17 protein-coding genes are annotated in these 22,279 nt (G+C 73.7%); 6 read left to right on the top strand and 11 right to left on the bottom strand.

The annotated features are described in order from the left end of the window. Positions 1-26 precede the first annotated feature (26 nt). From ACFCY7_RS32980 to ACFCY7_RS32970, 3 genes are all read right to left on the bottom strand, one after another. Entirely contained in the window at positions 27-911 is an 885-nt protein-coding gene (locus ACFCY7_RS32980) for a geranyl diphosphate 2-C-methyltransferase (protein ID WP_376489745.1), read from the bottom strand. Positions 912-925: 14 nt separating this feature from the next. Beyond that, positions 926-2,233: a family 2 encapsulin nanocompartment cargo protein terpene cyclase gene (locus ACFCY7_RS32975; RefSeq protein ID WP_376489744.1), complete on the bottom strand. Its 1,308-nt coding sequence runs from the start codon at positions 2,231-2,233 to the stop codon at positions 926-928. Positions 2,234-2,532: 299 nt separating this feature from the next. Continuing rightward, positions 2,533-3,945, bottom strand: a complete 1,413-nt coding sequence (locus ACFCY7_RS32970; protein ID WP_376489743.1) for a family 2B encapsulin nanocompartment shell protein — start codon at positions 3,943-3,945, stop codon at positions 2,533-2,535. A 371-nt stretch (positions 3,946-4,316) separates the two neighbouring features. Here ACFCY7_RS32970 and ACFCY7_RS32965 point away from each other — a divergent pair, with 371 nt between their 5' ends. Together ACFCY7_RS32965 and ACFCY7_RS32960 are read left to right on the top strand one after the other, a co-directional pair. Beyond that, positions 4,317-5,507, top strand: coding sequence for a cytochrome P450 (locus tag ACFCY7_RS32965; RefSeq protein WP_376489742.1), 1,191 nt, complete (start codon positions 4,317-4,319; stop codon positions 5,505-5,507). A 13-nt stretch (positions 5,508-5,520) separates the two neighbouring features. Next, positions 5,521-5,739, top strand: a complete 219-nt coding sequence (locus ACFCY7_RS32960; RefSeq protein ID WP_376489741.1) for a ferredoxin — start codon at positions 5,521-5,523, stop codon at positions 5,737-5,739. A 78-nt stretch (positions 5,740-5,817) separates the two neighbouring features. Here ACFCY7_RS32960 and ACFCY7_RS32955 read toward each other — a convergent pair whose 3' ends face one another. The 3 genes from ACFCY7_RS32955 to ACFCY7_RS32945 form a co-directional block, all read right to left on the bottom strand. After that, positions 5,818-6,114 carry a hypothetical protein gene (locus ACFCY7_RS32955; RefSeq protein ID WP_376489740.1) on the bottom strand — a complete coding sequence of 99 codons (297 nt, stop codon included), beginning with the start codon at positions 6,112-6,114 and terminating at the stop codon, positions 5,818-5,820. A gap of 189 nt (positions 6,115-6,303) precedes the next feature. Then, positions 6,304-8,496 (bottom strand): hypothetical protein, encoded by a 2,193-nt coding sequence (locus tag ACFCY7_RS32950; RefSeq protein ID WP_376489739.1) that lies wholly within the window; start codon positions 8,494-8,496, stop codon positions 6,304-6,306. A gap of 68 nt (positions 8,497-8,564) precedes the next feature. Further along, positions 8,565-9,158, bottom strand: coding sequence for a TetR/AcrR family transcriptional regulator (locus ACFCY7_RS32945; RefSeq protein ID WP_376489738.1), 594 nt, complete (start codon positions 9,156-9,158; stop codon positions 8,565-8,567). 114 nt (positions 9,159-9,272) lie between these two features. Between ACFCY7_RS32945 and ACFCY7_RS32940 the strand changes: the two genes are divergently transcribed. Next, entirely contained in the window at positions 9,273-9,668 is a 396-nt protein-coding gene (locus ACFCY7_RS32940) for a nuclear transport factor 2 family protein (protein WP_376489737.1), read from the top strand. 57 nt (positions 9,669-9,725) lie between these two features. Beyond that, complete coding sequence (locus ACFCY7_RS32935) at positions 9,726-10,757, top strand: NAD(P)-dependent alcohol dehydrogenase (RefSeq protein WP_376489736.1); 1,032 nt, start codon at positions 9,726-9,728, stop codon at positions 10,755-10,757. A gap of 24 nt (positions 10,758-10,781) precedes the next feature. Here the strand turns inward: ACFCY7_RS32935 and ACFCY7_RS32930 are convergent, their stop codons facing one another. After that, positions 10,782-12,014 (bottom strand): serine hydrolase domain-containing protein, encoded by a 1,233-nt coding sequence (locus ACFCY7_RS32930; protein ID WP_376489735.1) that lies wholly within the window; start codon positions 12,012-12,014, stop codon positions 10,782-10,784. A gap of 382 nt (positions 12,015-12,396) precedes the next feature. Here ACFCY7_RS32930 and ACFCY7_RS32925 point away from each other — a divergent pair, with 382 nt between their 5' ends. Continuing rightward, the gene (locus ACFCY7_RS32925; protein WP_376489734.1) at positions 12,397-15,213 is read left to right on the top strand and encodes an alpha/beta hydrolase family protein; all 2,817 of its coding nucleotides are present in this window, start codon (positions 12,397-12,399) and stop codon (positions 15,211-15,213) included. A gap of 84 nt (positions 15,214-15,297) precedes the next feature. Here the strand turns inward: ACFCY7_RS32925 and ACFCY7_RS32920 are convergent, their stop codons facing one another. From ACFCY7_RS32920 to ACFCY7_RS32905, 4 genes are all read right to left on the bottom strand, one after another. Further along, positions 15,298-16,509, bottom strand: a complete 1,212-nt coding sequence (locus tag ACFCY7_RS32920; RefSeq protein WP_376489733.1) for a glycoside hydrolase family 6 protein — start codon at positions 16,507-16,509, stop codon at positions 15,298-15,300. 393 nt (positions 16,510-16,902) lie between these two features. Beyond that, on the bottom strand, positions 16,903-18,204 hold the full coding sequence (locus ACFCY7_RS32915; protein WP_376489732.1) for an FAD-dependent oxidoreductase: 1,302 nt from the start codon (positions 18,202-18,204) through the stop codon (positions 16,903-16,905). Positions 18,205-18,453: 249 nt separating this feature from the next. After that, positions 18,454-19,872: a Re/Si-specific NAD(P)(+) transhydrogenase subunit beta gene (pntB, locus tag ACFCY7_RS32910; protein WP_376489731.1), complete on the bottom strand. Its 1,419-nt coding sequence runs from the start codon at positions 19,870-19,872 to the stop codon at positions 18,454-18,456. A gap of 1 nt (position 19,873) precedes the next feature. After that, positions 19,874-21,400 (bottom strand): Re/Si-specific NAD(P)(+) transhydrogenase subunit alpha, encoded by a 1,527-nt coding sequence (locus ACFCY7_RS32905; RefSeq protein ID WP_376489730.1) that lies wholly within the window; start codon positions 21,398-21,400, stop codon positions 19,874-19,876. A 418-nt stretch (positions 21,401-21,818) separates the two neighbouring features. Between ACFCY7_RS32905 and ACFCY7_RS32900 the strand changes: the two genes are divergently transcribed. Continuing rightward, positions 21,819-22,193, top strand: coding sequence for a DUF6193 family natural product biosynthesis protein (locus ACFCY7_RS32900; protein ID WP_376489729.1), 375 nt, complete (start codon positions 21,819-21,821; stop codon positions 22,191-22,193). The last annotated feature ends 86 nt before the right edge of the window (positions 22,194-22,279 follow it).

The following is a 22,279-nucleotide window of genomic DNA, read 5'->3' as shown; positions in this document are numbered from 1 at the left end:
GACCCGGCCCTTCGCGCGGGTGACGGTCAGACGCGGTCGGCCGCGATCAGGACGTACTGGAACGAGCCGTCCTTGTACGACTCGATGAACGCCTCCTCGATGCCGGTGACCAGCGACGACGTGGCGCGCAGCTCCCAGTAGGGGAGGGTGTCGGGGGTCAGGTCGATGACGGCCTGCGGCACCAGGCGGTTGTCGGCCATCGCCTTCAGGTACTCACGGCGCGAGTGGATGTTGCACTCGAAGTGCGCGTTGATCTGGGAGACCCACTTCGACGGCTGGCCGTACTTCGGGTTCCAGCAGCCGGTGATGGTCACGTAGCGGCCGCCGACCTTGAGGAACCGGGAGTGCTCGGCGAACAGGTCGTCCAGGTCGACGTACATGCTCGACTCGTTGTTCCACGAGGCGGCGATGCTGCCCTTCTCGAACGGGGTGTCGAGCATGTTGCAGACCTGGGCGCGGACGTGGTCGTCGATGCCCAGCTCCTTCGCGCGCCGGTTGCCGAACTCGGCCTGCGTGGAGGAGAGGGTGACGCCCTCGACCTTGCAGCCGAAGCGCTGGTGGGCCATGACGCTCGAACCGCCGCGGCCGCAGCCGGCGTCGACGAGGGTGTCCTCGCTGCCGATCGGGCCGAGCTGGTCGAGGAGGACCTCGGCCTGGGCCGACTCGAGCCGGTGCAGCTCCGCGATCAGCTTCTTCTCGTACTCGCTGTCCTCGACGTCCCCGAGGGCGGCGTGGTCCACGGCACCGATGCCGTAGTGGTGGTGGTACAGCCCGTCGACGTCACCGAGGCGCAGGTTCACGGGCCTGGCCTCGGCGTTCCAGTAACGGGCGATGTCTCCCTGGTACGGCGTCGCCGGGTGGGGAACGAACGCGGAGGTGCCGTTGACGGTGGGGAGCGCGGTGTTGGTCACAGAAGAATCCGTTCTTACCAGAAATCGGGCAGGCTGTATCGGTAGGTGTTGGTCTGGTGCCAGTAGTGGTTGCCGTCGACCCACACGGCCACGCCCCGCAGGAAGCGGAGCACGCTCGGGACGGGACAGGCGGCGGCCAGCTCGGCGGAGGCCGCCTCGAAGTCGCGCATGAGGTCGTTGTGGACCTCGACCGCCTTCAGATAGGCGTCCTTCTCCGAGAGGGACTCGCGCTCGGCGAGCACCACGGGCAGGTTCATGTGCCGGCCGGGGCCGGCGAGTTCCTTGGTGTACGAGTACAGGTCGTTGACGATCGTGCTGGCGTTGCCGGCCAGCGCCAGGACCCGCTGCATGCCCGGCTGGGCGTGCAGGTCGGCGGGCAGTTCGTAGCCGCCGACGGTGTCGGTGATGGTGGGACAGGGGCGGAAGTTGTTGAACTGGCGCATCACCAGGTACTCCCACACCTCCGGCACGTGGTTCGTCTCCGTCCACGCCGCCTCGGCGAGGTAGCCCATGTGCAGCCGGGCCATGTCGTGCCGGAAGCGGTCCGCCTGGGAGGGCGTCGCCTGCGCGGCGAAGTACTCCATGGCGGACCGGTAGGCCCGCCGGGGCGCGTCCGCGTGGAGCGACTCCGCCCAGTGCGGCTGGTACTCACCCGTCGAGTGGAGCGGGTCGAGCGCGGTGTGCGCGAGCAGGAGCCGGCCGCCCAGACCGACGGGCGAGCCGCCGTGGTCCTCGCAGTAGCAGTCGTCGACCGCGTTCTCGGCGACCATCAGCCGGGTGGCGATCATGAGGTGCTCGACGGTCGGGGCGTCCGGGTGGCAGGCGACCATGTAGCGCCCGACGGAGAAGCCGTCGAACTCGCCCTCCCAGTCGTCGGGGAACAGCTGGACCTCGTCCACCGCCCAGGACTTGATGCGGAGGCTGACCTCGTCCACCCGTACGGGGTCGGGCTCCGGCACCGGGTGGTAGTAGAGGCCCGGGATGATCAGGGCGTCCGCGGGCGGCCCCGGGGGCGCCGCCGGAGGTTCCGCACGCGGGACCAGGGACAGCCCCGCCGTGCCCAGGCCGCGGGGACCGCCCAGGACCCGGCCCAGGTCGGGTCGGGGCGGGGCGGCCACGGCGGTGGCCCCGGGCCCTCCGGCGGGGTCGACCGCGGGGTCGACCGCGGGGTCGACCGCGGGGGTGCCGGTCGGGACGTCGGCGGGAGCGGCCTGCGCTCCGACGAGGCCGTGCGCCGCCGCGTCGGCGAGGACGCGTGCGGCGAACTGCGCCGCCGCGGAGGGCAGGCTTGACTGCAGAGGGGAAAGCCCGGCGTCGGGCATCCGTGGCTCCTTGGAGAGGTGGGTGGGCCGTCCCGTACTCCGGGCGCGACGGCCCGGCCCGGAGGGTTCCGGGAGGCGGTCGTGCTCGGGGGAGGCCCCCGGGCATGCCCTGGGGCGTGCCCGGCGGATCAGGGTGGGGCGCGGGGGCGGCGCGGGGGCTCCCCCGGCCCGTCGGGGCCGAGGGGGCGCGTCGCGGGGCGCCGGGGCGCCTCGACGGCGGAGCCGCCGGGGCGTTGGGGCATCGCGGCGGGCTGCCGTGCCGGTGGCCGCGCGCCCGGCCCGCGGTCCGCCGGGTGCGGCTAGTCGCGCCGGCGGGCGATCTGCACGTTCTCCAGCACGCCGAGCGCGTTGGGCACCAGGATCGCGGCGGAGTAGTACGTGGTGACGAGGTACGACATGATCGCCTGCTCGCTGATCCCCATGAAGCGCACCGAGAGGCCCGGCTCGTACTCCTCCGGCAGGCCGGTCTGGCGGAGTCCGACGACGCCCTGGTTGTCCTCGCCGAGGCGCATGGCGAGGATCGAGCTGGTGTTCTCCTTGCTGATGGGGATCTTGTTGCAGGGGAGGATCGGGACCCCGCGCCAGGCCGGGACCCGCTGCCCGTGGAGTTCGACGGTGTCCGGGTAGAGGCCGGCGGCGTTCCACTCGCGGCCGATCGCCGCGATCGTCCGGGGGTGGGCCAGGAAGAGCTTGGTGCTGCGGCGGCGGCAGAGCAGCTCGTCGAGGTCGTCCGGGGTGGGCGGGCCGGAGTGCGGCTGGATCCGCTGCTTGAAGTCGGCGTTGGCGAGGAGGCCGAACTCCGGGTTGTTGATGAGCTCGTGCTCCTGGCGCTCGCGCAGCGCCTCGATGGTCAGGCGGAGCTGCTCCTCCGTCTGGTTCATCGGTCCGTTGTAGAGGTCGGCGACCCGGGTGTGGACCTTGAGGACGGTCTGGGCGACGGAGAGTTCGTACTCGCGCGGCTTGAGCTCGTAGTCGACGAAGGCGCCGGGCAGGGCGACCTCGCCGACGTGACCGGCCGACATCGCGATCTCGGCCTCGCCGTGCTTGTTCTGCCGCTGCTGGGGCAGGGTGCCGAACTCCTGGATGTGCGCGCCGAGTCCGGGTGCCTGGCCGACGACGGAGGCGAAGTCGGCGCGGGACAGGGTGAGGAGGGTGCCGGACGTCTCGGCGGTGGCCGTGTAGTCCCACCTGGCGTCGGCGTCCAGGAGGGCGTTCTCGCCGAACCTGTCGCCGTCGGCGAGCACGGAGACGGCGACCTCGTCGCCGTACTTGCCGACCGACGTCTGGCTGATCCGGCCGTGGGCGATCATGTGGATCTGCTCGGCGGGGGTGCCGCGCTCGACCAGTACCTCGCCGGCGCGGAAGTCGCGCTGGACGCAGCGGTCGGCGAGGGCGGCGAGCACCGCGTCGTCCTCGAAGCCGCGCAGCAGGGCGAGTTCGCCGAGTTCGTGGGGGATCACGCGGACGCGGCTGCCGTCCTGGACGAACTCGATGCGCCCGTCGCCGACGGTGTAGCTCAGTCGGCGGTTCACCCGGTAGGCGCCGCCCTTGGTCTCCACCCACGGGAGCATCCGCAGCAGCCAGCGGGAGCTGATCTCCTGCATCTGCGGGGCGGACTTGGTGGTGGTGGCGAGGTTGCGGGCGGCCGCGGTGCTCAGGCTGGACTGCCGGGGCGGCTCCACCTGGACTTCCGGGCCGGTCTCAACGGTCATGGGGGCGGGCTCTCCTTCGGGTGCGGACGGGTCGGCGTATGCGTGCCAACCGGTGGAAGAGGAATGAAAGGGGGTCAATCTCTGGGAATTCGTCCAGATCCCGGGGAACAGTAACGGCCGGTAAGCCCAGCTCGCCCCGAGAGCCCGAAGGCATTACCTCGATGCAGTGATCTTGCTTCGTCCGTGGTTTATCCGGGCGACCAGCGACATTCGAGCCACCTGGCCGGGCGCACCCCCGGCGCAAACGGCGGCCTCCCGGGCCCCGTTCCGGTGGATTGGCCGAACTCCGCGTAGACCGGATAGGTGCCTGAGGCATGTAGTGGAGGACGGCAACCACGTCAGAGCCATCGATGCGCGCCAGTGAGGCCCCCATGCCCGAAGCCGTGACGTTCCCTCAGGACCGGACCTGCCCCTACCACCCGCCCGCCGACTACCCCCGCGTCCCCGACGGGCCACCGCTGTCGCGGGCGACCCTCTGGGACGGGCGGGCGGTGTGGTTCGTCACCGGACACACCGCCGCCCGGGCGCTCCTCGCCGACCCGCGGCTGTCCACCGACTCCACCCGGGACGACTTCCCGCTGCCGACCGAGCGGGCCGCGGCCCTGCGCCGGCGCCGCCGCCCGGCCCTGCTCGGCTGGGACGACCCCGAGCACAACGCCCAGCGCAGGATGCTGATCCCGAGCTTCACCCTCAAACGCGCCGAGGGCCTGCGGCCCCGCATCCAGCAGACCGTGGACCGGCTGCTGGACGCGGTGGAGGCCCAGGGGCCGCCGGCCGAGCTGGTCGGCTCGTTCGCGCTCCCGGTGCCGTCGATCGTCATCTGCGACCTGCTCGGCGTGCCGTACGCGGACCACGAATTCTTCGAGGAGCAGTCACGGCGGCTGCTGCGCGGCCCGACCGGCGCGGACACCGAGGCCGCGCTCGCCCGCCTGGAGGGCTACCTCGGCGACCTGATCGACCGCAAGCGGCGGAATCCGGGCGAGGGCGTCCTCGACGACCTCGTGGCACGCGGGTCGGCGGCGGACGGCCCCACGCGGCAGGAACTGGTGGAACTCGCCACCATCCTGCTGGTCGCCGGACACGAGACCACCGCCAACATGATCTCCCTCGGCACGTACACGCTGCTGCGCCACCCCGAGCGGCTCGCCGAACTCCGGGCGGATCCCGGGCTCGTTCCCGCCGCCGTCGAGGAGCTCCTCAGGTTCCTGTCGATCGCGGACGGACTCCTCCGGGTCGCGCGCGAGGACGTGGAGGTCGCCGGGACCGTGATCCGGGCGGGCGAGGGCGTGGTGTTCCCGACCTCCGTCATCAACCGGGACACCGGCGCCTATCCGGATCCGGACACCCTCGACTGGGAGCGCCCGGCCCGCCATCACGTCGCGTTCGGTTTCGGCGTCCACCAGTGCCTCGGGCAGAACCTCGCCCGCGCCGAGCTGGAGATCGCCCTCGGGACCCTGCTGCGCCGACTGCCGGGCCTGCGGCTGGCGGTGCCGGCCGAGGAGATCCCCTTCAAGCCCGGGGACACGATCCAGGGGATGCTCGAACTCCCCGTCACCTGGTGAGAGGAGCACCGCGATGCGTGTCACGGTCGACCACGGCGTCTGCATCGGCGCCGGGCAGTGCGCCCTGACCTCCCCGGACGTCTTCACCCAGGACGACGACGGGTTCGGCACCGTCCTGCCGGGCCGGGAGGACGGGGGCGGCGGGGCGCTGGTGCGGGTGGCCGCCCGGGCCTGCCCCGTGGGGGCGATCACGGTGCACGAGACCGCCGGACGGCCCCGTACGACCGGATAGCCCGGACAAGACGGCGGACCGGCAGCGTGCCGTGGCGCACGGTGCCGGTCCGGGGGCGTCGTCCGGAGGGACGGTCGGTCAGGCGGAGACCTCGGGGAGCAGCCCGGTGGCGGGCGCGGCCAGGTCGGTGAGCTGGTGGATCTGGTTCAGGTCGTGCACTCGGTTGAGTCCGCCCAGCTGTTCGGCGATGCCGGGGAAGCGGTCGCGGGACTCCTCGGGGATGCCGGTCGTGGTGAGGGAGTCGAGCTCGGTGACCGGGTTGATCGGCGGGCCGAGCGGGCCGGTGGCGGCGACGGCGGTGGTGGCGGCCCCGCCGAGGCACGAGAAGGCGGCGGCGACGGCCAGGACGGAGGAGATGCGTCGGGTTGAGATCACACCCACACAACGGGCCGGCGGGCGCCTGGACACGGTCCCGTCCCGCTCGCACCGGCCGAACGGGGGTCCCACGGAAAACCCCGGCCGCGTGGACCGGGGTGCCGTGGAGGGGCGAGGAAGGCGAAGAGGCTATTCGTGGAGTGTGAGAAGGAAGCCTCTTCATGGCCTCGCCCGGGACGACCGTAGCACTCAGGACGGGATCAGGTCGCGCAGGTTTTCGGGGGTGAGGACGCGGGCGCCGGCGGGGAGGCCTGCGGGGCGCTCCAGGCCGATGTACGTCACGGGGCCGTCGCCCCAGGGGGCCGCGGTCCCGCCGTCCCACAGGGTCGTGGTGGTCGCGGCGTCCGCCAGCAGCTCCGTGAGGTGGCGGACCGTCAGCGGGGTGCGGGCGAGGAGGCCGCGGAGCAGGACGGCGACCGACACCCGGTTCTCCTCGACGCGGTTCGCCGACGGCTGGCCCCGGAGGTACAGGTGCAGCCAGCGCGCGTGCCAGCGGCCGTCGTCGTCGCGCTGGAAGGCGAGCGGCAGCGCGACCCGGCCGGGGCCGCGCAGGTCCGACTTCATGCGGACGGTACGGGGTTCGAAGGGTCGGCCGGCCTGCTCGGCGTCGCGCAGCATGTAGCCGAAGAACGACTCCTCGACCTCCTCGAAGCCCTCCCCGGAGTAGATGTCGACCTGCGGGACGAGGAACGTGCCGCGTACGGCTCCGAGCCGCAGGTTGATGAACTCGGAGGCGCCGTCGGGCGCGTTGGTGATGTCGCCGGAGTGCTCGCCCTCCAGGGCGGTGAGCGCGGTGTACGAGAGCCAGGTGACGGTCTCGTAGTCGGCGTCCAGGATGAGCGCGGACAGGTCGTAGTCGGTGGTGCGGCGGGTCTGCTTCCAGTACGTGAAGAAGCGCAGCAGGTCGCCTTCGACGGGCGAGACGGAGCCGCGCGGCAGGACGCCGAGGCCCGCCGCGGTCGCCCGGCCGCTGAGCGGGAGCGCGACGTCGAGGACGGCCGGGTCGACGACGAGGTGCCCCGGGGCGGGCAGCCTGCGGCGCGTCTCGTCGTCCAGGAGCGTCAGCAGCCGGTCGCGTACGGCCTCCGGCAGCGGGGGCCGGGTGTCGGCGGTGACCCAGGCGCCGCCGTTCCCGTTGACGAACACCCGCTGCCTGCCGCCCTGGTCCGCGCGGTTCTGGACGTGTTCGCGGAGGGACAGCACGACACGGCCGGCGACCTGCGGCGCGACCCGCTCGGCGGCGGCCAGGACGGCCTCGCGCTGCTCGGGCCCGTCCGCCGTGCGCAGCAGCCGGTCGAGGGCGCGGAACAGCCGGCCCGGCGCGGCGGTCAGCAGCTCCGCCGCTCCGGTGACGTCGTTCCGGCCGAGGCGCTCCTCGACGAGGCTGTCGAAGGACCGCGCCTCCCGCTCGCCGCGGGCGACGGCGAAGACCTCGGCGGCGTGCGGCCACCGCGGGTGCTCGTGGGGGTGCAGCCGCTCGCCGAGGCGCTTCCACGGCTCGCGGTGCGCGGTGACGTCGGCGAGCTTGGCGGGGGCGGCGGCGACGACAGCGTCGAGGCCCGCGAGGAGGGCGCGCCGGACCGGTCGGGGCAGGGTGCGGAACCGGGTGGGCTCCCGCAGGGTGACGTCGCCGCCGGAGAGCGCGCAGGCGAGCCGGAGGACGTCGGTGACGGTGTCGAGGAGGAGGTCGGCGCCCGCGGCGAGTCGGGCCCGGTTGACGACGGCGCGGCTCTCGCGGACCGGGATCGTCTCGGGCTGGGGGCCGTCGACGCAGTGCCCGGCGAGCACGGCGAGGTCCTTCAGGTCGTCCTCGCCGAGCGGCGTCGCACTTCCGGCCAGGGCCTGGTAGAGGGCGGTGACCTCGTCGTCCGGGGCGCCGGCGAGGTGCAGGACCGTGACGCGGTCGCCGGCGGCGGCGATCAGCTCGTCGTGCGCGGCGAGCAGGTCGGCGTAGGTGTGGCGGTAGTCGCCGTAGGCGGGCAGGGTCAGCAGGTCGAGGACGCCGGTGCCGAGCTGTTCCAGGACGGTGGCCCGGGACTTCTCGTCGCCGAGCGCGTCGACGACGCACTCCCTCCAGAAGTCGAAGGTGTCGGGCACGTTGGCGGGGAAGTCCACGAAGTAGACGTTGTGCCGCACGTGGTCGCCGACGATCTCGCGGACGGTGTCCAGCGTCCGGGCTGCGAGGGCGACGACCGTCTCCGGCGCCCGCCCGGACAGCTCTTCGAGGAGTTCGGCGGACAGCTTGAACCCCACCGACATCAGCGCGGCGTCGAACCGGCGGGCCGCGACGGCTCCGTCGCCGGCTCCGTCCCGGGTGACCGCGGTCGGGACGGGGAGGCGGAGGGTGTGCCGGACGACCAGACGTTCGAGAGCGTGGACCATCCCGGCATGCTGCCAGTGGCGTACGGAGCCGCGCATGCGGATTTCGGGCCGGGGCGCGGGCGTGCGGGTCAGGGCGCGGGCGTGCGGGCCGGGGGGAGGCCGGAGTCGATGACGTGCTCGGCCAGTTCGCGGGCGGCGGGGGCGGGGCGGATGTCGGGGCGGGTGGCGCCCGCGGCGAGGAGGCCGTCGACGAGGAGGAGGAGCTGGTCGGCGGCGAAGCCGGGGCGTGCGTGGCCGAGGGCGACGAGTTCGTCGGCGAGGAGCCCGTGGACGGTGCGCCGGTAGGCGCGGGTGACGTCGTGGGCGGGGTGGGCCGGGTCGGTCAGGGCGAGGTCGGCGGCGAGGTAGCGGCAGCCGTGGAAGTCGGGGGCGGACGCGATGACGCCGAGGCGGTCGACGACGGCGAGGAGCCGGGCGCGGGGGTCGTCGCCGGCGGCGGCCATCGTCGTGCGGTACTGCTCCTCGTCCTCGGCGGTGCTGCGCCGGAGCGTTTCGGCGATCAGTCCGTCCTTGCCGCCGAAGTGCTCGTACAGCGAACGGCGGGCGACGTTCGCTGACTTGAGCAGCGCGTCCACGCCGACGCCGACGCCCTGGGTGTACGTGAGCTCCTGGGCGGCGCGCAGCAGCCGTTCGCGGGGGCCCGGCTTGGCGGTGGTGGTCATGGGTCGAGTCTGCCACCCCTTGACGTAGTAGATCAACCGGTCTATCTATGGAGTCAGGAGACCGAACGGTCTATCTCTTCCGGGCCCGTCCGAGCCCGCTCCGAGGGAGGCGTCATGTCCGTCCGCAGCACCGCCGAGGTCATCGACCGGTTCAACCGCGCTTTCACCGGCCACGAGCCCGGCCTCCTCGCCGACCTGATCGCCGACGACTGCGTCATGGAGAGCGTCCAGCCCGCCCCCGTCGGGGAACGCGTCGTGGGCCGCGAGGCCTGTACGGCCTGGTGGGCCGCGCTCGCCGGGGACCGCACGTCGCTGTTCACGCCCCAGGAGGTGATCGTCGCGGGCGACCGCGCCACCACCCTGTGGACCTACCGCTTCGGCGACGGCCCGGACCAGTGGGTCCGCGGCGTCAACGTCATGCGCGTCGCCGACGGCCGCGTCACCGAGGCCCTCGGCTTCAGCAAGACCGCCGGCGAGGTCCCGCTCGCGTCCGAGCCCGCCACGGCCTGACGCACCCGTTCCCCCGCCCACCCTTCCCGTTCCCACCTCACGAAAGGCCCTCCCCCGATGCGGAGTTACCACCTGTCGCACAGCGGGGCCGGACTGGCCGGCCTCTCCGTCCGCACGCACGACGCCCCCGTCCCCGGACCCGGGCAGGTACTGGTGGCGGTGCGCGCGACCTCGCTCGGCTACCGCGAACTGATGGTGCTCGACGGCAGTTACGTCCTGCCGGTGAAGCCGGACGTGGTCCCCCTCTCCGACGGGGCGGGCGAGGTGGTCGCCCTCGGGCCCGGCGTCGAGGGGGTGGGCGTCGGCGACCGCGTGACGGCCACGCTGTTCCCGTCCTGGCAGGACGGCCCGTTCGCCGCCGAGCACCTCGCGCAGCGCGGCGGCTCCCTCGACGGCATGCTCACCGAACTCGCCGTGGTCGAAGCGGAGTCGCTCGTCCCCGTACCCGCGCACCTTTCGTACGAGGAGGCCGCGACGCTGCCGTGCGTGGCGGTCACCGCCTGGAACGCGCTCACCGGCGACGCGGCGGGCGTCCGCCCCGGCGACACGGTCGTCGTGCAGGGCTCCGGAGGCGTCTCCCTGTTCGCGCTCCTCTTCGCCAAGACGCTCGGCGCCCGGGTGATCGCCACCACCGGCGGCCCCGGCAAGGTCGAACGACTGCGGGAGCTCGGCGCCGACGAGGTCATCGACTACCGGGCCGTCCCCGACTGGGCCGCCGAGGTCCGCGGGCTCACCGGCGGCAGGGGCGCCGACCGCGTCGTCGACGTCGCCGGGCTCCTCCACGACTCCGTCCGCGCCGTCGCCCTCGCCGGCACCGTCGCGTGCGTCGGCTTCGTCGGCCGGACCGCCCCGCCGCTCGACCCCCGCGCCCTCTTCGCCTCCGGCGCCACGATCCGCGCGGTCGCCGTCGGCAGCCGCGCCCAGTTCACCGCCATGAACGAGGTGATCGCGAAGCACGGCCTGCGGCCCGTCGTCGACCGGGTGTTCCCCTTCGAGGAGGCACCGGAGGCGTACGCGTACTACGCCGCCGGCACGTCCTTCGGGAAGGTCGTCATCCAGGGGGCCCGTGACGGGGCCGGGGTCCGCTGAGGACACCGGCCCGGCCCGGACGGGTCAGCCGAAGTCGGGGATGGGGTGGTCGGGGGCGAGGGCGGCGGCGATGCGCTGGGCAATCGTGTGGGCGCTGTGCCCGCTCGCGGCGGCGGGGCCGTTCGTCGTCGAGACCGCGATGGCCAGGCGCTCGGACGGGAGGTACGCCTGGGAGGCGGAGTAGCCGAAGAACAGCGGGTGCTGGGAGACCCAGTCACCGAGGACGAGCAGTCCCATGCCGTAGTGGGTGGCCTCGGTCTGTGCGAGGCAGACGGTCGCGGGACACGTACGGGTGGGGTGGCCGAGGCCGACCGTTCCCGGGTTCAGCAGTTCCCGGTAGCCCTCCGGGGAGAGCAGCCGGCCCGAGCCGATGCCGCCGGCCGAGCGGGCCAGGTCGCAGATGTCGGTGGTCTGCACGGCGCCGGGGGCGGTGGTCCACGAGGGGTTCCAGAAGGTGGACTCCTCGTACGTGCCCCGGTCGGCGGTGAAGGCGTGCAGGGCGGGTTCGGGGATGTCGGGGGTGAAGCCGTTGCGGGTCTCGCGCAGCCCGAGCGGGCGCAGGACCTCTTCCTTCAGGAGGACGTCGAGCCGGGTCCCCGTGATCTTCTCCAGGGCGGCGCCGAGGAGGACGAAGTTGGCGTGCGAGTAGCTCCAGTTGGTGCCCGGCTCGTACCACCGGTCCTCGGCGGTGGAGAGGGCCACGAGCTCCTTCGGCGTCCAGTGGCGGTAGGGGTCGGCGACGACGGCCTGCTGGAACGCGGGGAGGCGGACGTAGTCGACGAGGCCGGTGGTGGAGGCGGCGAGCATGCGCAGGGTGATCCGCTCGCCGTCCGCCAGGTCGGGCAGCCAGCGGGCGACCGGGTCGTCGAGGCCCACCTTGCCCTGGTCGACCAGGCGCAGGAGCGCGGTGCCCATGTAGCTGATCGCCACGTTGCCGTTGCGGAAGTGCATGGCGGGGGTGGCCGGCACCCCGGTCATCGACTCGCCGAGCGCGCCGGTGACGACCTCGCGGCCGTCGACGGTGACCCGCACGATGACCGACTTCAGGCCCATCTCCGCCTTGGCCCGCCCGGCGATCCGCAGGACGTCGCGGGCCGGGCCGCGATCGGGCGCGGAGGAGGCGGCGCAGGGCCGCTGGTGGCCCGCTCCGGCCGGCGGCGTGCCGGCGGCCTCCACCGGGGCGACGAGGACGCCGAGGGAGAGGAGCGCGGTGAGCGCGGCGACGCGCGTCCGGGGCGAGGTACGGGCTGGACTCATGGCCGGAGTATCGGCCGGGCGCTCCCGCACGGAGGGCGGGTCCCCGCCGACCCGCGCGAACATCACCCGTCAGGCCCGTACCGCCCGCTCGACGAGCACACACGGTGAGCCCGCACCGCGAGTAGGCACGGCACGGCACGGCGTGGCACGGCACGGCGTGGCACGGCACGGCACGGCGTGGCACGGCACGGCACGTGAACAGGCGCCGCATTTTCCGATCATCTGTTCCTACGTCAAAAAGCAACCCCCGCGTCCTTGTTGCCGTCCTCCGGTGACGAGAAGGGCACGAGGGGAGCGGGGGGGCGCCGGGGAGACCGGGGCCCGCAGGCAGGTGGAAGCCGCTCCCGGTGCCCGGACAGGACCGATCGTGAGGAAGACCGCCTTGATACGTGTCACACGCGCCGCGGCCACCGCCGCGGCGTTACTCGCACTGGCGGCGGTGTCGCCCGGACCGGCCTTCGCGCAGCCGGCGCCCGGGGAACCGTCGACGACGACCGGGAGCCGCCTCGGGGACCTGGGACTCCCCGACGGCTGGAAGATCACCGGGGCCGGTGCGGGCAGGCAACTGGTCTGGACGTCGCCCGAGCCGGTGCCCATGGGCGACGCCCGGGTCGAGTTCCACGCGGGCGACCGGCTGCTCGGCCACCCGACCGCGCAGCCGGACGGCCGTACGTTCCGACTGCCCCTCGGGGCCACCCGCCTCGACGAGGGCACACGGCTGCGGGTGACGGCGGGCGGGCGGCCCCTGGACGGGCGCGCGCCGAGCGGCGCGGCGCGACTCCGCCCCGCCACCCCGGCCGACCCCTCCGCCCCGACCGCCCTGCCGGAGGTACCGCTGCCGGCCAACGCGGTCGACCCCGGGACGCCCGGGCGCTACCGGACGGTCAAGGGCTCGTACGACCTCGCCTCCGTACGCCTGCCGGGATACCCGGAGCCGATCGAGATGCGCGCCACCGTGGTGGGACCCGCCGACGCGCCGGGGAAGCGGCCCGTGGCCCTCTTCCTGCACGGCCGCCACGCGACCTGCTACGTCCCCGGAACCGACGAGTTGGACGGCTCGTGGCCCTGCGCCGCGGGCTCACGGCCGCTGCCGAGCCACGACGGGTACCTGCGCGCGCAGCGACTCCTCGCCTCGCAGGGGTACGTCACCTTCTCCATATCCGCCAACGGCATCAACGGGCAGGACTCCAGCGTCGATGACGCCGGCGCACAGGCCCGCTCGTCCCTGGTGCGCCTGCACCTGGCCCGCTGGGCGGACTGGTCCGCGCACCGCGCCGGCGCCCCGGCGGCCGTGCGCGCCACCTCGCCCGCGGACCTCTCGCGCGTGCTGCTCGTCGGCCACTCCCGGGGCGGCGAGGGCGTCAACCGGGCCGCGGTCGACAGCCTCAACCCGCCGCCCGCGGACCAGGACGGCTACCACGGCCCCGTCCGGTGGACGATCCGCGGCACCGTCCCGATCGGACCCACGATCTTCGGCCGCAACCCGGCCCCCGACGTGCCGTCCATGACGATCCTGCCGGGCTGCGACGGCGACGTCTTCGACCTCCAGGGCCAGAACTTCGTCGACGGCACGCGCGGTGTCAGCCGGGGCAGCGCCCTGCACAGCGCGGTCTACATGGTCGGCGCCAACCACAACTACTTCAACAGCGAGTGGACGCCGGGACAGGCCAAGGCCTACGCCTTCGACGACTTCTCGTCCGACGACGGCACCGACCCGGTGTGCTCCCCCGGCACGGCGACCCGCCTCACCGCGACCCGGCAGCAGGCCGCCGGCGCGACCTACATCGCCGCCGCGGCCCGGCTGTTCGTCGGCGGTGACGACGCGGTCCGTCCGCTGCTCGACGGCTCCGGCCGCCGCGCGCCCTCGGCCGGCCCGGTCCGGGTCCTCGCCCACGCCGTCGGCGGGAACCGCACGCCCGGCTTCCTGCCGGACTCCGGGGTGACCGCCTCCGGCGCCGGACGGATCTGCGCGCAGGTCGACACCGACGCCGCCCGTTCCTGCCTCTCCCCCGAGGAGCCCGGCAGGTCGCCCCACTTCGCGTCCTGGGACGCCTCCACCGAGCCCGGGCGCAATGCCGTCGCGCTCCAGTGGACGAACCCCGGCTCCCGCGCCACGGTCCGGTCGGCCCGCCCGGTCTCCCTGGCCGGGTCCGACGCCCTGGCCCTGCGGCTCATCGTCCCGCCCAACAGCACGGGGACCACGCTGGACATCGCCGTCACCGACGCCTCGGGCCGCCGCGCGACCCTGGGCCGTACCCGTGTCGACGGGCTGCCCGGCACCGAGCGGACCGCGTCCTACTGGGCCCGCGAGGTCCGGGTGCCGCTGGCCCCCGCGGCCCGCTCCGGCCTGGACCTGAAGCGGATCACGAGCCTCGAACTGACCCCCGGCGGCGGCGCCGGCCGCGCCTGGCTGATGGACGCCTGGGGCTGGCGCCCCGGCACGCCGGCGGCCCGCCCGGCCGCCCTCACCCGTGTCGACATCGGCCGACTGACGGTGAAGGAGGGCGACTCCGGGGTCCGCACCTACCGCGTCCCGGTCCAGGTCTCGGGTCGGGGCAGCGGCCAGGTCCGCCTGTTCCTCCCCGACCCGGACACGGGCGCGGTCGCCTCCCGTACGGTGACGGTCCGCCCGGGGCACCATGACCTCGACATCCCGATCGAGGTGCGTGGCAACACCCGCTACGGCCAGGACCTGTGGCGCACGGCCTTCGTGAGGGCCGTGCGCGGCACCGTGGTCGGCTCCCACCGGGGCGGTGTCACCGTGCTGAACGACGACGCCGCGCCGAAGGTGACCCTGACGCCCGTCGCCGACGACGTCACCGAGGGCGCGCCCCTGAGCTGGCGCGTCTCCCTCTCCGCGGCCGCCGACATCGACGTCTTCGGCAACATCTCGTTCCTGCCCGTCACCACCGGCACCGAACTGAACACCGCCGACGTCGACCCCGCCTGGCTCGAGAGCCAGCTCGGCCACGTCCCCGACCCCGCCGTCACCTTCTCGGAGGCCGCGGCGTCCTCCGGCTTCGCCCTCGGCGTCTCCGTCCCCGCCGGGCAGACGAGCACCGAGATCACCGTGCCGACCGTCCGCGACGCCCTCGCCGAGCCGGCCGAGTCGCTGCGCGCCGGACTGACCACCTACGACGGCTCGTGGGAGCCCGTCCCCGGCCCGGAGTTCACGGGAACGGTGCGGGAGGCGCCGTGACCTGACACGACGGGGCCGTTCCGGAGCGATCCGGAACGGCCCCGACTCGTCCCCGGCGGACCCGCGAGGGCCGCCGGGAAGAGTTCACCGACGCGGGCCGAAGGGACCCCCGGCCGGAAGCGGCGGCTGCGCGAGGCGTACGAGCTCCAGCGCCTGCTCGGGGAACCAGTGGCCGGCGGCGGGGTCGACCGCACCGCGTTCGGGGTCCTCGGGGCCGGCGGTGCCGCGCAGGCACAGGCCGTCCGACTCGCCGGGGATCTTGATCCAGAGCTTGGCGTCGTACAGCGGGTCGCCCGTGGCGGTGGTCGGCCGGTCGCCGAGACCGCGACCGGGCGGGTTGCACCAGTCCTGCGCGTCGGTGTACTTGCCGGGCGGCGCGGTCCAGGGCCCCAGGCCGTTGCGGCTGGTGTCGGTGACGAAGTGCTTCCGTCGGGAGAGGGGCGTCGTCACGTGCTCCGCGATCCACGCCTCGGCGTCGGCCCGCGGCCGGTACTGGTCGGGGCAGTCGGCCGCCGCACCGCCGTCCTCCACGTAGCCGACGCAGGCGGAGATCAGCGTCCCGTACCAGTGGCCGTCCTCCTCCGTACGGTAGTTGGACGCGTTGGTGAAGAATCCGGTGGCGTCGCCGACACCGGCCCGGATCAGGCGCGGCACGATGGATCCCACCGTGTGCCAGCCCGGGTGACCGGTGTCGAGGTACACCTTGGCCCGGGCGAGCCCGCCCAGCGTGTCGACGGCGTAACGCACCTCGGTGAAACGGGCTTCGGTCCTGGTGCCCTGGGCGTCGTCCTGGCCGCAGTCGGCGGGCAGCAGCGCCAGCGAGTCGGGTTCGAGGACGACCATGGCGTCGTGCCCTCCTATGCCCCGCGCCACGGCGTCCACCCACGCCTGGTACTCGGCCGTCGTCGAGGCGCCCCCGCCCGAGTAGTTCGAGCAGTCGCGGCCGGGCACGTTGTACAGGGCGAGCACCGGAACGGCGCCCTTGCGGGCCGCGTCCCGGACGACCACCCGGACCTGACGCTCGACCTCGGCCGGCGCCTGGTCTCCGTACCAGACGGCCTGCGGCGTACGCACCATGGCCAGGACGCCCACCGCCTCCGCGTACCTCCCGCCCCGCACGAGTCCGGCGACCTGCTCGTACGCCTCCGGGTTGGCCTCCGGCGCGTAGAGGCGGCCCCCGTGCGACCGGGCGGAGCCCACCGCCGCGTCCGCACCCGCGGATTGAGGCCCCGTCAGCAGGGCGGCGGCGAGAGCCAGGGGCAGCGCGAGCGCGCGGGCTGCGGTTCTGCGGCGCATGGGAAGGATGACCTCCGTCGACGGCACGATCGGGCGGGCTCCCGGTCCACTGTGAGGGACACGAGACGGATGGGAGCGCTCCCACGAGCCTCCCGGAGGCTGTGGCGCGCCGTCAAGAGCCGTGCACGGGTCGGCCGGTGGCGATCGGTGGTGTTCGGTGGCGATCGGGCATCGACCGGCACGGACGCCTCGGCGGCGGGAGGCGCCGGGCGGGCTGCGCGTCCGCCTCGGCCGGCTCTTCGCGGTTGCGGGTGCCACGCGAACCGGCGGGCGACGGGTTCCGCGGTCACGCCGTGGTGGGTCACGCCGTGGTGGGTCACGCCGAACAGCACGGTCGCGGCCGTCACGTCGAGGACGAGGTTCGCCTGCGCGTGCGGGTGCGCGCGCCCGCGCTCAGCCCGGCAGGCGGAAGCCGTCGAACAGGTCGTCCATGCCCCGCAGGGCGAGGCGGGTGGGCGTGGCGCGGACCGCGAGGTCGCGGGCCGCCACGGCGAGCGGGTGGCGGAGGGCGCCCAGGCGGCCGACGCGGCGGGCCCGGACGCGGACGGCGTCGGTACGGTCGCGACGGGCGGCGGTGTAGGCGGCGAGGGCGGCCGGGACGGCGTCCGGGCGGCCGGCGCCGTCGACTCCCCCGCCACTGCCGACTCTCCTGTCACCCCCGCCACCACCGTCATCGCCTGCGCTGCCGCCACCGCCGTCGCCGCCATGGCCGTCACGACCGCAGTCGCCGTCGCTGCGGCCGTCCCCTGCCGGCAGGAGGTGGGCGAGGACGACCGCGTCCTCGACGGCCTGGCAGCCGCCCTGGCCGAGGTTCGGGGCCATGGCGTGGGCGGCGTCGCCGAGCCAGGCGATGCGGCCGTGGTGCAGTCGCGGGAGCGGGGCGGCGAGTTCGTGGAGGTCGTGGTGGAGGACGTCGGTGGGGGCGAGGCGGTCGACGCGGTCGAGGAGGGCCGGGATCGGGTCGTGCCACGAGCCGAAGCGGCGGCGGAGTTCGGCGCGCGGGTCGGCGAACCGGTGGCCGGCCGGCACGGCGGCGGTGGCGTAGAGGTAGAACCGGCCGTCGGTGAGCGGGGTCACGCCGAACCGCCCGCCCCTCCCCCAGGTCTCGCTCATCGCCTGGATCCCCAGGTCCGGGGCCTCCACGAGGGCCCGCCAGGCGGTCTCGCCGAGGTAGCGCAGGCCGGGGTGGGCGGGGAAGTACGCGCGACGCAGCGGGCTGTGGATCCCGTCGGCGGCGACGACCACGTCGGCGGGCAGGTCCGGGCCCTCTTCCGTACGGACGACCGGTCGGCTCTCCGCGTCGTCGACGGCGGTCACCGTGGTGCCGTAGCGGAGGGCCTCCGTCGGCAGGGCGCCGGTCAGGGCGACGGTGAGGGCCGGGCGCGGGACGGCGATCGGGGGCATTCCGTAGCGCGCCGCCAGCTCGGCGGTGCCGGTCCGGGTGAGCCACCGGCCGTCGGTGCGGCGCACGCCCATGGCGGCGGGTACGGCGCTGCCGGTGACGCGGGTGACGTCGACGCCGATGGCGTGGAGGGCGCGCAGTGCGTTGGGCGCGAGGCCGATGCCGGCGCCGGTGACGGGGGGTTCGGGGGCGCGTTCGCACACGGTGACGCTCCATCCGCGGCGGTGCAGGGCCACCGCGGCCGTGAGCCCGCCGATCCCCGCTCCGACCACGACCACGCGACGCCTCGGCATGAAGCTGCCCCCCCCCTGTGCACGACTCCCCGAATGGGCTCCCCGTACGGGCAGCCCCGTACGACGGTAAGGGCACGGGTGCTCGGAATGCCCGTTCGGGCCGTACGCGCCTCACGGACGCGACGGCCACCGGATGCGACGGCCACCGGGCGGGGCGGCCACCGGGCGGGGCGGCCCGGCAGGGTGACGCCCGGGGCGCTGGTCGCGCGCCCCGGGCGTCGTCGGGTTGCCGGCGGTCCGGCCTCCGGGTCAGAGGGCGCCGACGATGTCCTCGACGCGGTCCTTGGCGTCGCCGAAGAGCATGGAGGTGTTCTCGCGGAAGAAGAGCGGGTTCTGGACGCCCGCGTAGCCGGAGGCCATGGAGCGCTTGAAGACGATGACCTTGCCGGCTTCCCAGACGGTGAGCACGGGCATGCCGGCGATGGGGCTGCTGGGGTCGTCCGCGCCGGCCGGGTTGACGGTGTCGTTGGCGCCGATGACGAGGACGACGTCGGTCTTGGCGAAGTCGTCGTTGATCTCGTCCATTTCGAGGACGATGTCGTAGGGCACCTTGGCCTCGGCGAGGAGCACGTTCATGTGGCCGGGGAGGCGGCCGGCGACGGGGTGGATGCCGAAGCGGACGTCGACGCCCTTCGCGCGGAGCTTCGAGGTGAGTTCCGCGACCGGGTACTGGGCCTGGGCGACGGCCATGCCGTAGCCGGGCGTGATGACCACGGACCGGGCGGAGCCGAGGAGTTCGGCGGCGCCCTGGGCGGTGATCTCCGTGTGCTCGCCGTAGTCGACGTCCGAGCCCGAGGGCGCCTCGATGCCGAAGCCGCCCGCGATCACGGAGACGAAGGAGCGGTTCATCGCCTTGCACATGATGTAGGAGAGGTAGGCACCGGAGGAGCCGACCAGCGCGCCGGTGATGATGAGCAGGTCGTTGCCGAGGAGGAAGCCGGAGGCCGCGGCGGCCCAGCCGGAGTAGCTGTTGAGCATGGAGACGACGACCGGCATGTCGCCGCCGCCGATCGAGGCCACCAGGTGCCAGCCGAGCGCCAGCGCGACGACGGTCACCGCGATCAGCAGCCACAGCTCCGGCGCGACGACGAACCAGACCGTGAGGGCGACGAAGAGTCCCAGCGCGCCGAGGTTCAGGGCGTTCTTGCCGGGCAGGACCAGCGGCTTGGAGTCGATCCGCGCCGACAGCTTCAGGTTGGCCACGATGGAGCCGGTGAAGGTCACCGCGCCGATGAAGACGCCGATGAACACCTCGGCGTGGTGGATGCCCAGGGTGCCGAGCGCGTCCAGGGCGGCGGCCTCGGGGCCGTGGGGTTCGTGCTCGACGTTGAGGTAGCCGTTCCAGCTGACCAGGACGGCCGCGAGACCGACGAAGGAGTGCAGCAGCGCGATCAGTTCGGGCATGCCCGTCATCTCGACACCGCGGGCACGCTGTACGCCGATCAGCGCGCCGACCACCATGGCCAGGCCCATCAGGCCGAGGCCCGCGGTGCTGACGTCGCCGTCGATCGCGAGCACGACCGACGCGACCAGCGCGACGCCCATGCCGAGCATGCCGAAGCCGTTGCCGAGCCGTGCCGACTCGTGCTTGGAGAGTCCTGCCAGCGCCAGAATGAACAGCAACGCGGCAACGAGGTAGGCCGCTTGCGCGGCGAGGGTCGCAGACATGTCAGCTCCTGTTGAACATGGCGAGCATGCGACGCGTCACCGCGAAGCCGCCGAAGACGTTGATACTGGCCAGAAGGATCGCCACGAACGACAGCACCGTGACCGCGGTGCTCGAATGCCCGATCTGCAGCAGCGCGCCGACGACGATGATCCCGGAGATCGCGTTCGTCACCGACATCAGCGGCGTGTGCAGCGCGTGGTGCACATGACCGATGACGTAGTAGCCGATCACGATCGCGAGCACGAAGACCGTCAGGTGGGGCAGCAGCGCCGCGGGCGCGAACGCGGCGGCGAGGAACAGCGCGAGCGCGCCGATCGCCACCCCGCCGAACCGCCGCGCCGGCGTCATCGGCGCCTTCTTCGGCTTCGCCGGCTCCGTCGCGGCGGCGGGGGCGGCGGCCGGGGCCGCCGAGACCTGCACCGGCGGGGGCGGCCAGGCCGACTCGCCCGCGCGCACGACGGTGATCGAGCGCTGCACCGGGTCGTCCCAGTCGAGGAGGAGCGACCCGTCCTTCTCGGGCGTCATCAGCTTCAGCAGGTTCACCAGGTTCGTGCCGTACAGCTGCGAGGCCTGGGCGGGCAGCCGGCCCGCGAGGTCGGTGTAGCCGATGATCGTCACGCCGTTCTCGGTGACGACCTTCTCGCCCGCCACCGTGCCCACGACGTTGCCGCCGTTGGCGGCGGCCATGTCCACGATCACCGAGCCCGGCTTCATGCCGGCCACCATCTCCGCGGTGATCAGCGTGGGCGCGGGGCGCCCGGGGATCAGCGCGGTGGTGATGACGATGTCGACCTCACGGCACTGCGCGCCGTACAGCTCGGCCTCGCGCGCCTTGTAGTCGTCGCCCATCTCCTTGGCGTAACCGGTCTTCGAGACCTCGACCTCGGGGGACGCGATCGACAGGTACTCACCGCCCAACGACCTGACCTGGTCGGCCACTTCGGGCCGGGGGTCGGTCGCCCGCACGATCGCGCCGAGCGACCCGGCCGCGCCGATCGCCGCGAGGCCCGCGACGCCCGCGCCGGCGACGAGCACCTTCGCCGGCGGCACCTTGCCCGCCGCGGTCACCTGGCCGGTGAAGAAGCGCCCGAACGCGTGCGCCGCTTCCACCACGGCCCGGTAGCCGGCGATGTTCGCCATCGACGACAGCACGTCCATCGACTGCGCCCGGCTGATGCGCGGGACGGCGTCCATCGACAGCGCGGTGAACGGCCGGCGGCCCAGCTCCTCGACCATCGCGGGGTCGAACGCCGGCGCGAACAGGGCGATCACCGTCGCCTCCGACCGCACGTCGTCGAGCTGTGCCGGGCTGGGCGCGTTGACGCCCAGCACCACGTCCGCGGTCGCCGCCTCGCCGATGCGCGCGCCGGCGGCCTCGTAGGCGCTGTCGGTGAAGCCCGCCGCGACACCCGCGCCCGAGTCGACGACCACGTCGTACCCCAGTTTGCGGATCGGCTCGATCGTGGCCGGCGTGGCCGAGACACGGTTCTCACCCGCCCGCGCTTCCTTGAGGACTCCGACAATCACGAGAATTCTCCGTTCGCTGGTGTTGCCGACAACGGCCTGCCACGACCTCGACTCCGGTTCGGCTTCAGGCCCGATCAGAATCGGGGCACCGCCGCCTCGACCGGAAGCGCCACAGCCGTGATCAATGCCACATCACCCCACCGGATCGCCGCGAGCGACTACGCCGCAGTTGCTCGCAGCTCGCCGCAGGGGGTGAAGCGAGGAATTCCCTCACTTCACCCCCTGCGCAGCCGAGCATCCCTCCGCAGAAGGGCACGACAGTCGGCGGTGTGTGATTCATGTCGCCCACCACGCCGCCCCTGGGAGGAGATCCACTGGTACGCGAACAATGAAAGGATCGACGGTCCCGAGCCGGACATCCCGGAGATCAAGCCCGACCTTTCGAATCTTCTCCAGCGCATGGGACGAGAGCGGACAGATGACCGACGACGCTGACGCGCGGAGTGCCGCGGACGTCGTGGCCGAGGAATGGCACTTCCTCCTCGGGGGCACCCACGACCTGGTCGACGTGGAGGCCGTCCGCGCGGCGCACGCGCAGCCGCGGCTGCGCTTGCTCTTCCCCCTGGTCGGTCACGGAGTGCTGTACTTCAGCGGCTGCACCGGAATGCCCGCCGCCCACGTCGGCGGGCAGGTGTACCCGCGCGGCGCCGACGGGCTGTTCCGGGTGCGCGGGCCCAAGGGGGTGGGGACCCTCGGCAGGACGGAGAGCCTGGAGGAGGCGTTCGCGCTGGTCGTCGCCGACCTCCCCGAGGACTGCGGGCCGGCCGTGCTCGGCGGCGCGGGCCGCGTCTGACCGCGGGCACGCGGCCCCGCGGCTGCCGGACCCCTCTCCCCCGGACCGGTGTACGACAGCGGCGCCCGGCCCCGGCAGGTGGTCCC

It is taken from the genome of Streptomyces sp. NPDC056361 (genome assembly GCF_042262805.1).
In the GTDB taxonomy this organism is placed as follows: Bacteria; Actinomycetota; Actinomycetes; order Streptomycetales; family Streptomycetaceae; genus Streptomyces.
Note: the sequence above shows the minus strand (reverse complement) of the source record. Positions and strands in the feature narration are given on the sequence as shown.

Bases quoted from the DNA above. Each gene is read 5' to 3' on its own strand.
- ACFCY7_RS32970 (WP_376489743.1), bottom strand. From the start codon at position 3,945: ATGACCGTTGAGACCGGCCCGGAAGTCCAGGTGGAGCCGCCCCGGCAG.
- ACFCY7_RS32965 (WP_376489742.1), top strand. From the start codon at position 4,317: ATGCCCGAAGCCGTGACGTTCCCTCAGGACCGGACCTGCCCCTACCAC.
- ACFCY7_RS32975 (WP_376489744.1), bottom strand. From the start codon at position 2,233: ATGCCCGACGCCGGGCTTTCCCCTCTGCAGTCAAGCCTGCCCTCCGCG.
- ACFCY7_RS32945 (WP_376489738.1), bottom strand. From the start codon at position 9,158: ATGACCACCACCGCCAAGCCGGGCCCCCGCGAACGGCTGCTGCGCGCC.
- pntB (WP_376489731.1), bottom strand. From the start codon at position 19,872: ATGTCTGCGACCCTCGCCGCGCAAGCGGCCTACCTCGTTGCCGCGTTG.
- ACFCY7_RS32940 (WP_376489737.1), top strand. From the start codon at position 9,273: ATGTCCGTCCGCAGCACCGCCGAGGTCATCGACCGGTTCAACCGCGCT.
- ACFCY7_RS32930 (WP_376489735.1), bottom strand. From the start codon at position 12,014: ATGAGTCCAGCCCGTACCTCGCCCCGGACGCGCGTCGCCGCGCTCACC.
- ACFCY7_RS32920 (WP_376489733.1), bottom strand. From the start codon at position 16,509: ATGCGCCGCAGAACCGCAGCCCGCGCGCTCGCGCTGCCCCTGGCTCTC.
- ACFCY7_RS32915 (WP_376489732.1), bottom strand. From the start codon at position 18,204: ATGCCGAGGCGTCGCGTGGTCGTGGTCGGAGCGGGGATCGGCGGGCTC.
- ACFCY7_RS32950 (WP_376489739.1), bottom strand. From the start codon at position 8,496: ATGGTCCACGCTCTCGAACGTCTGGTCGTCCGGCACACCCTCCGCCTC.
- ACFCY7_RS32960 (WP_376489741.1), top strand. From the start codon at position 5,521: ATGCGTGTCACGGTCGACCACGGCGTCTGCATCGGCGCCGGGCAGTGC.
- ACFCY7_RS32900 (WP_376489729.1), top strand. From the start codon at position 21,819: ATGACCGACGACGCTGACGCGCGGAGTGCCGCGGACGTCGTGGCCGAG.
- ACFCY7_RS32935 (WP_376489736.1), top strand. From the start codon at position 9,726: ATGCGGAGTTACCACCTGTCGCACAGCGGGGCCGGACTGGCCGGCCTC.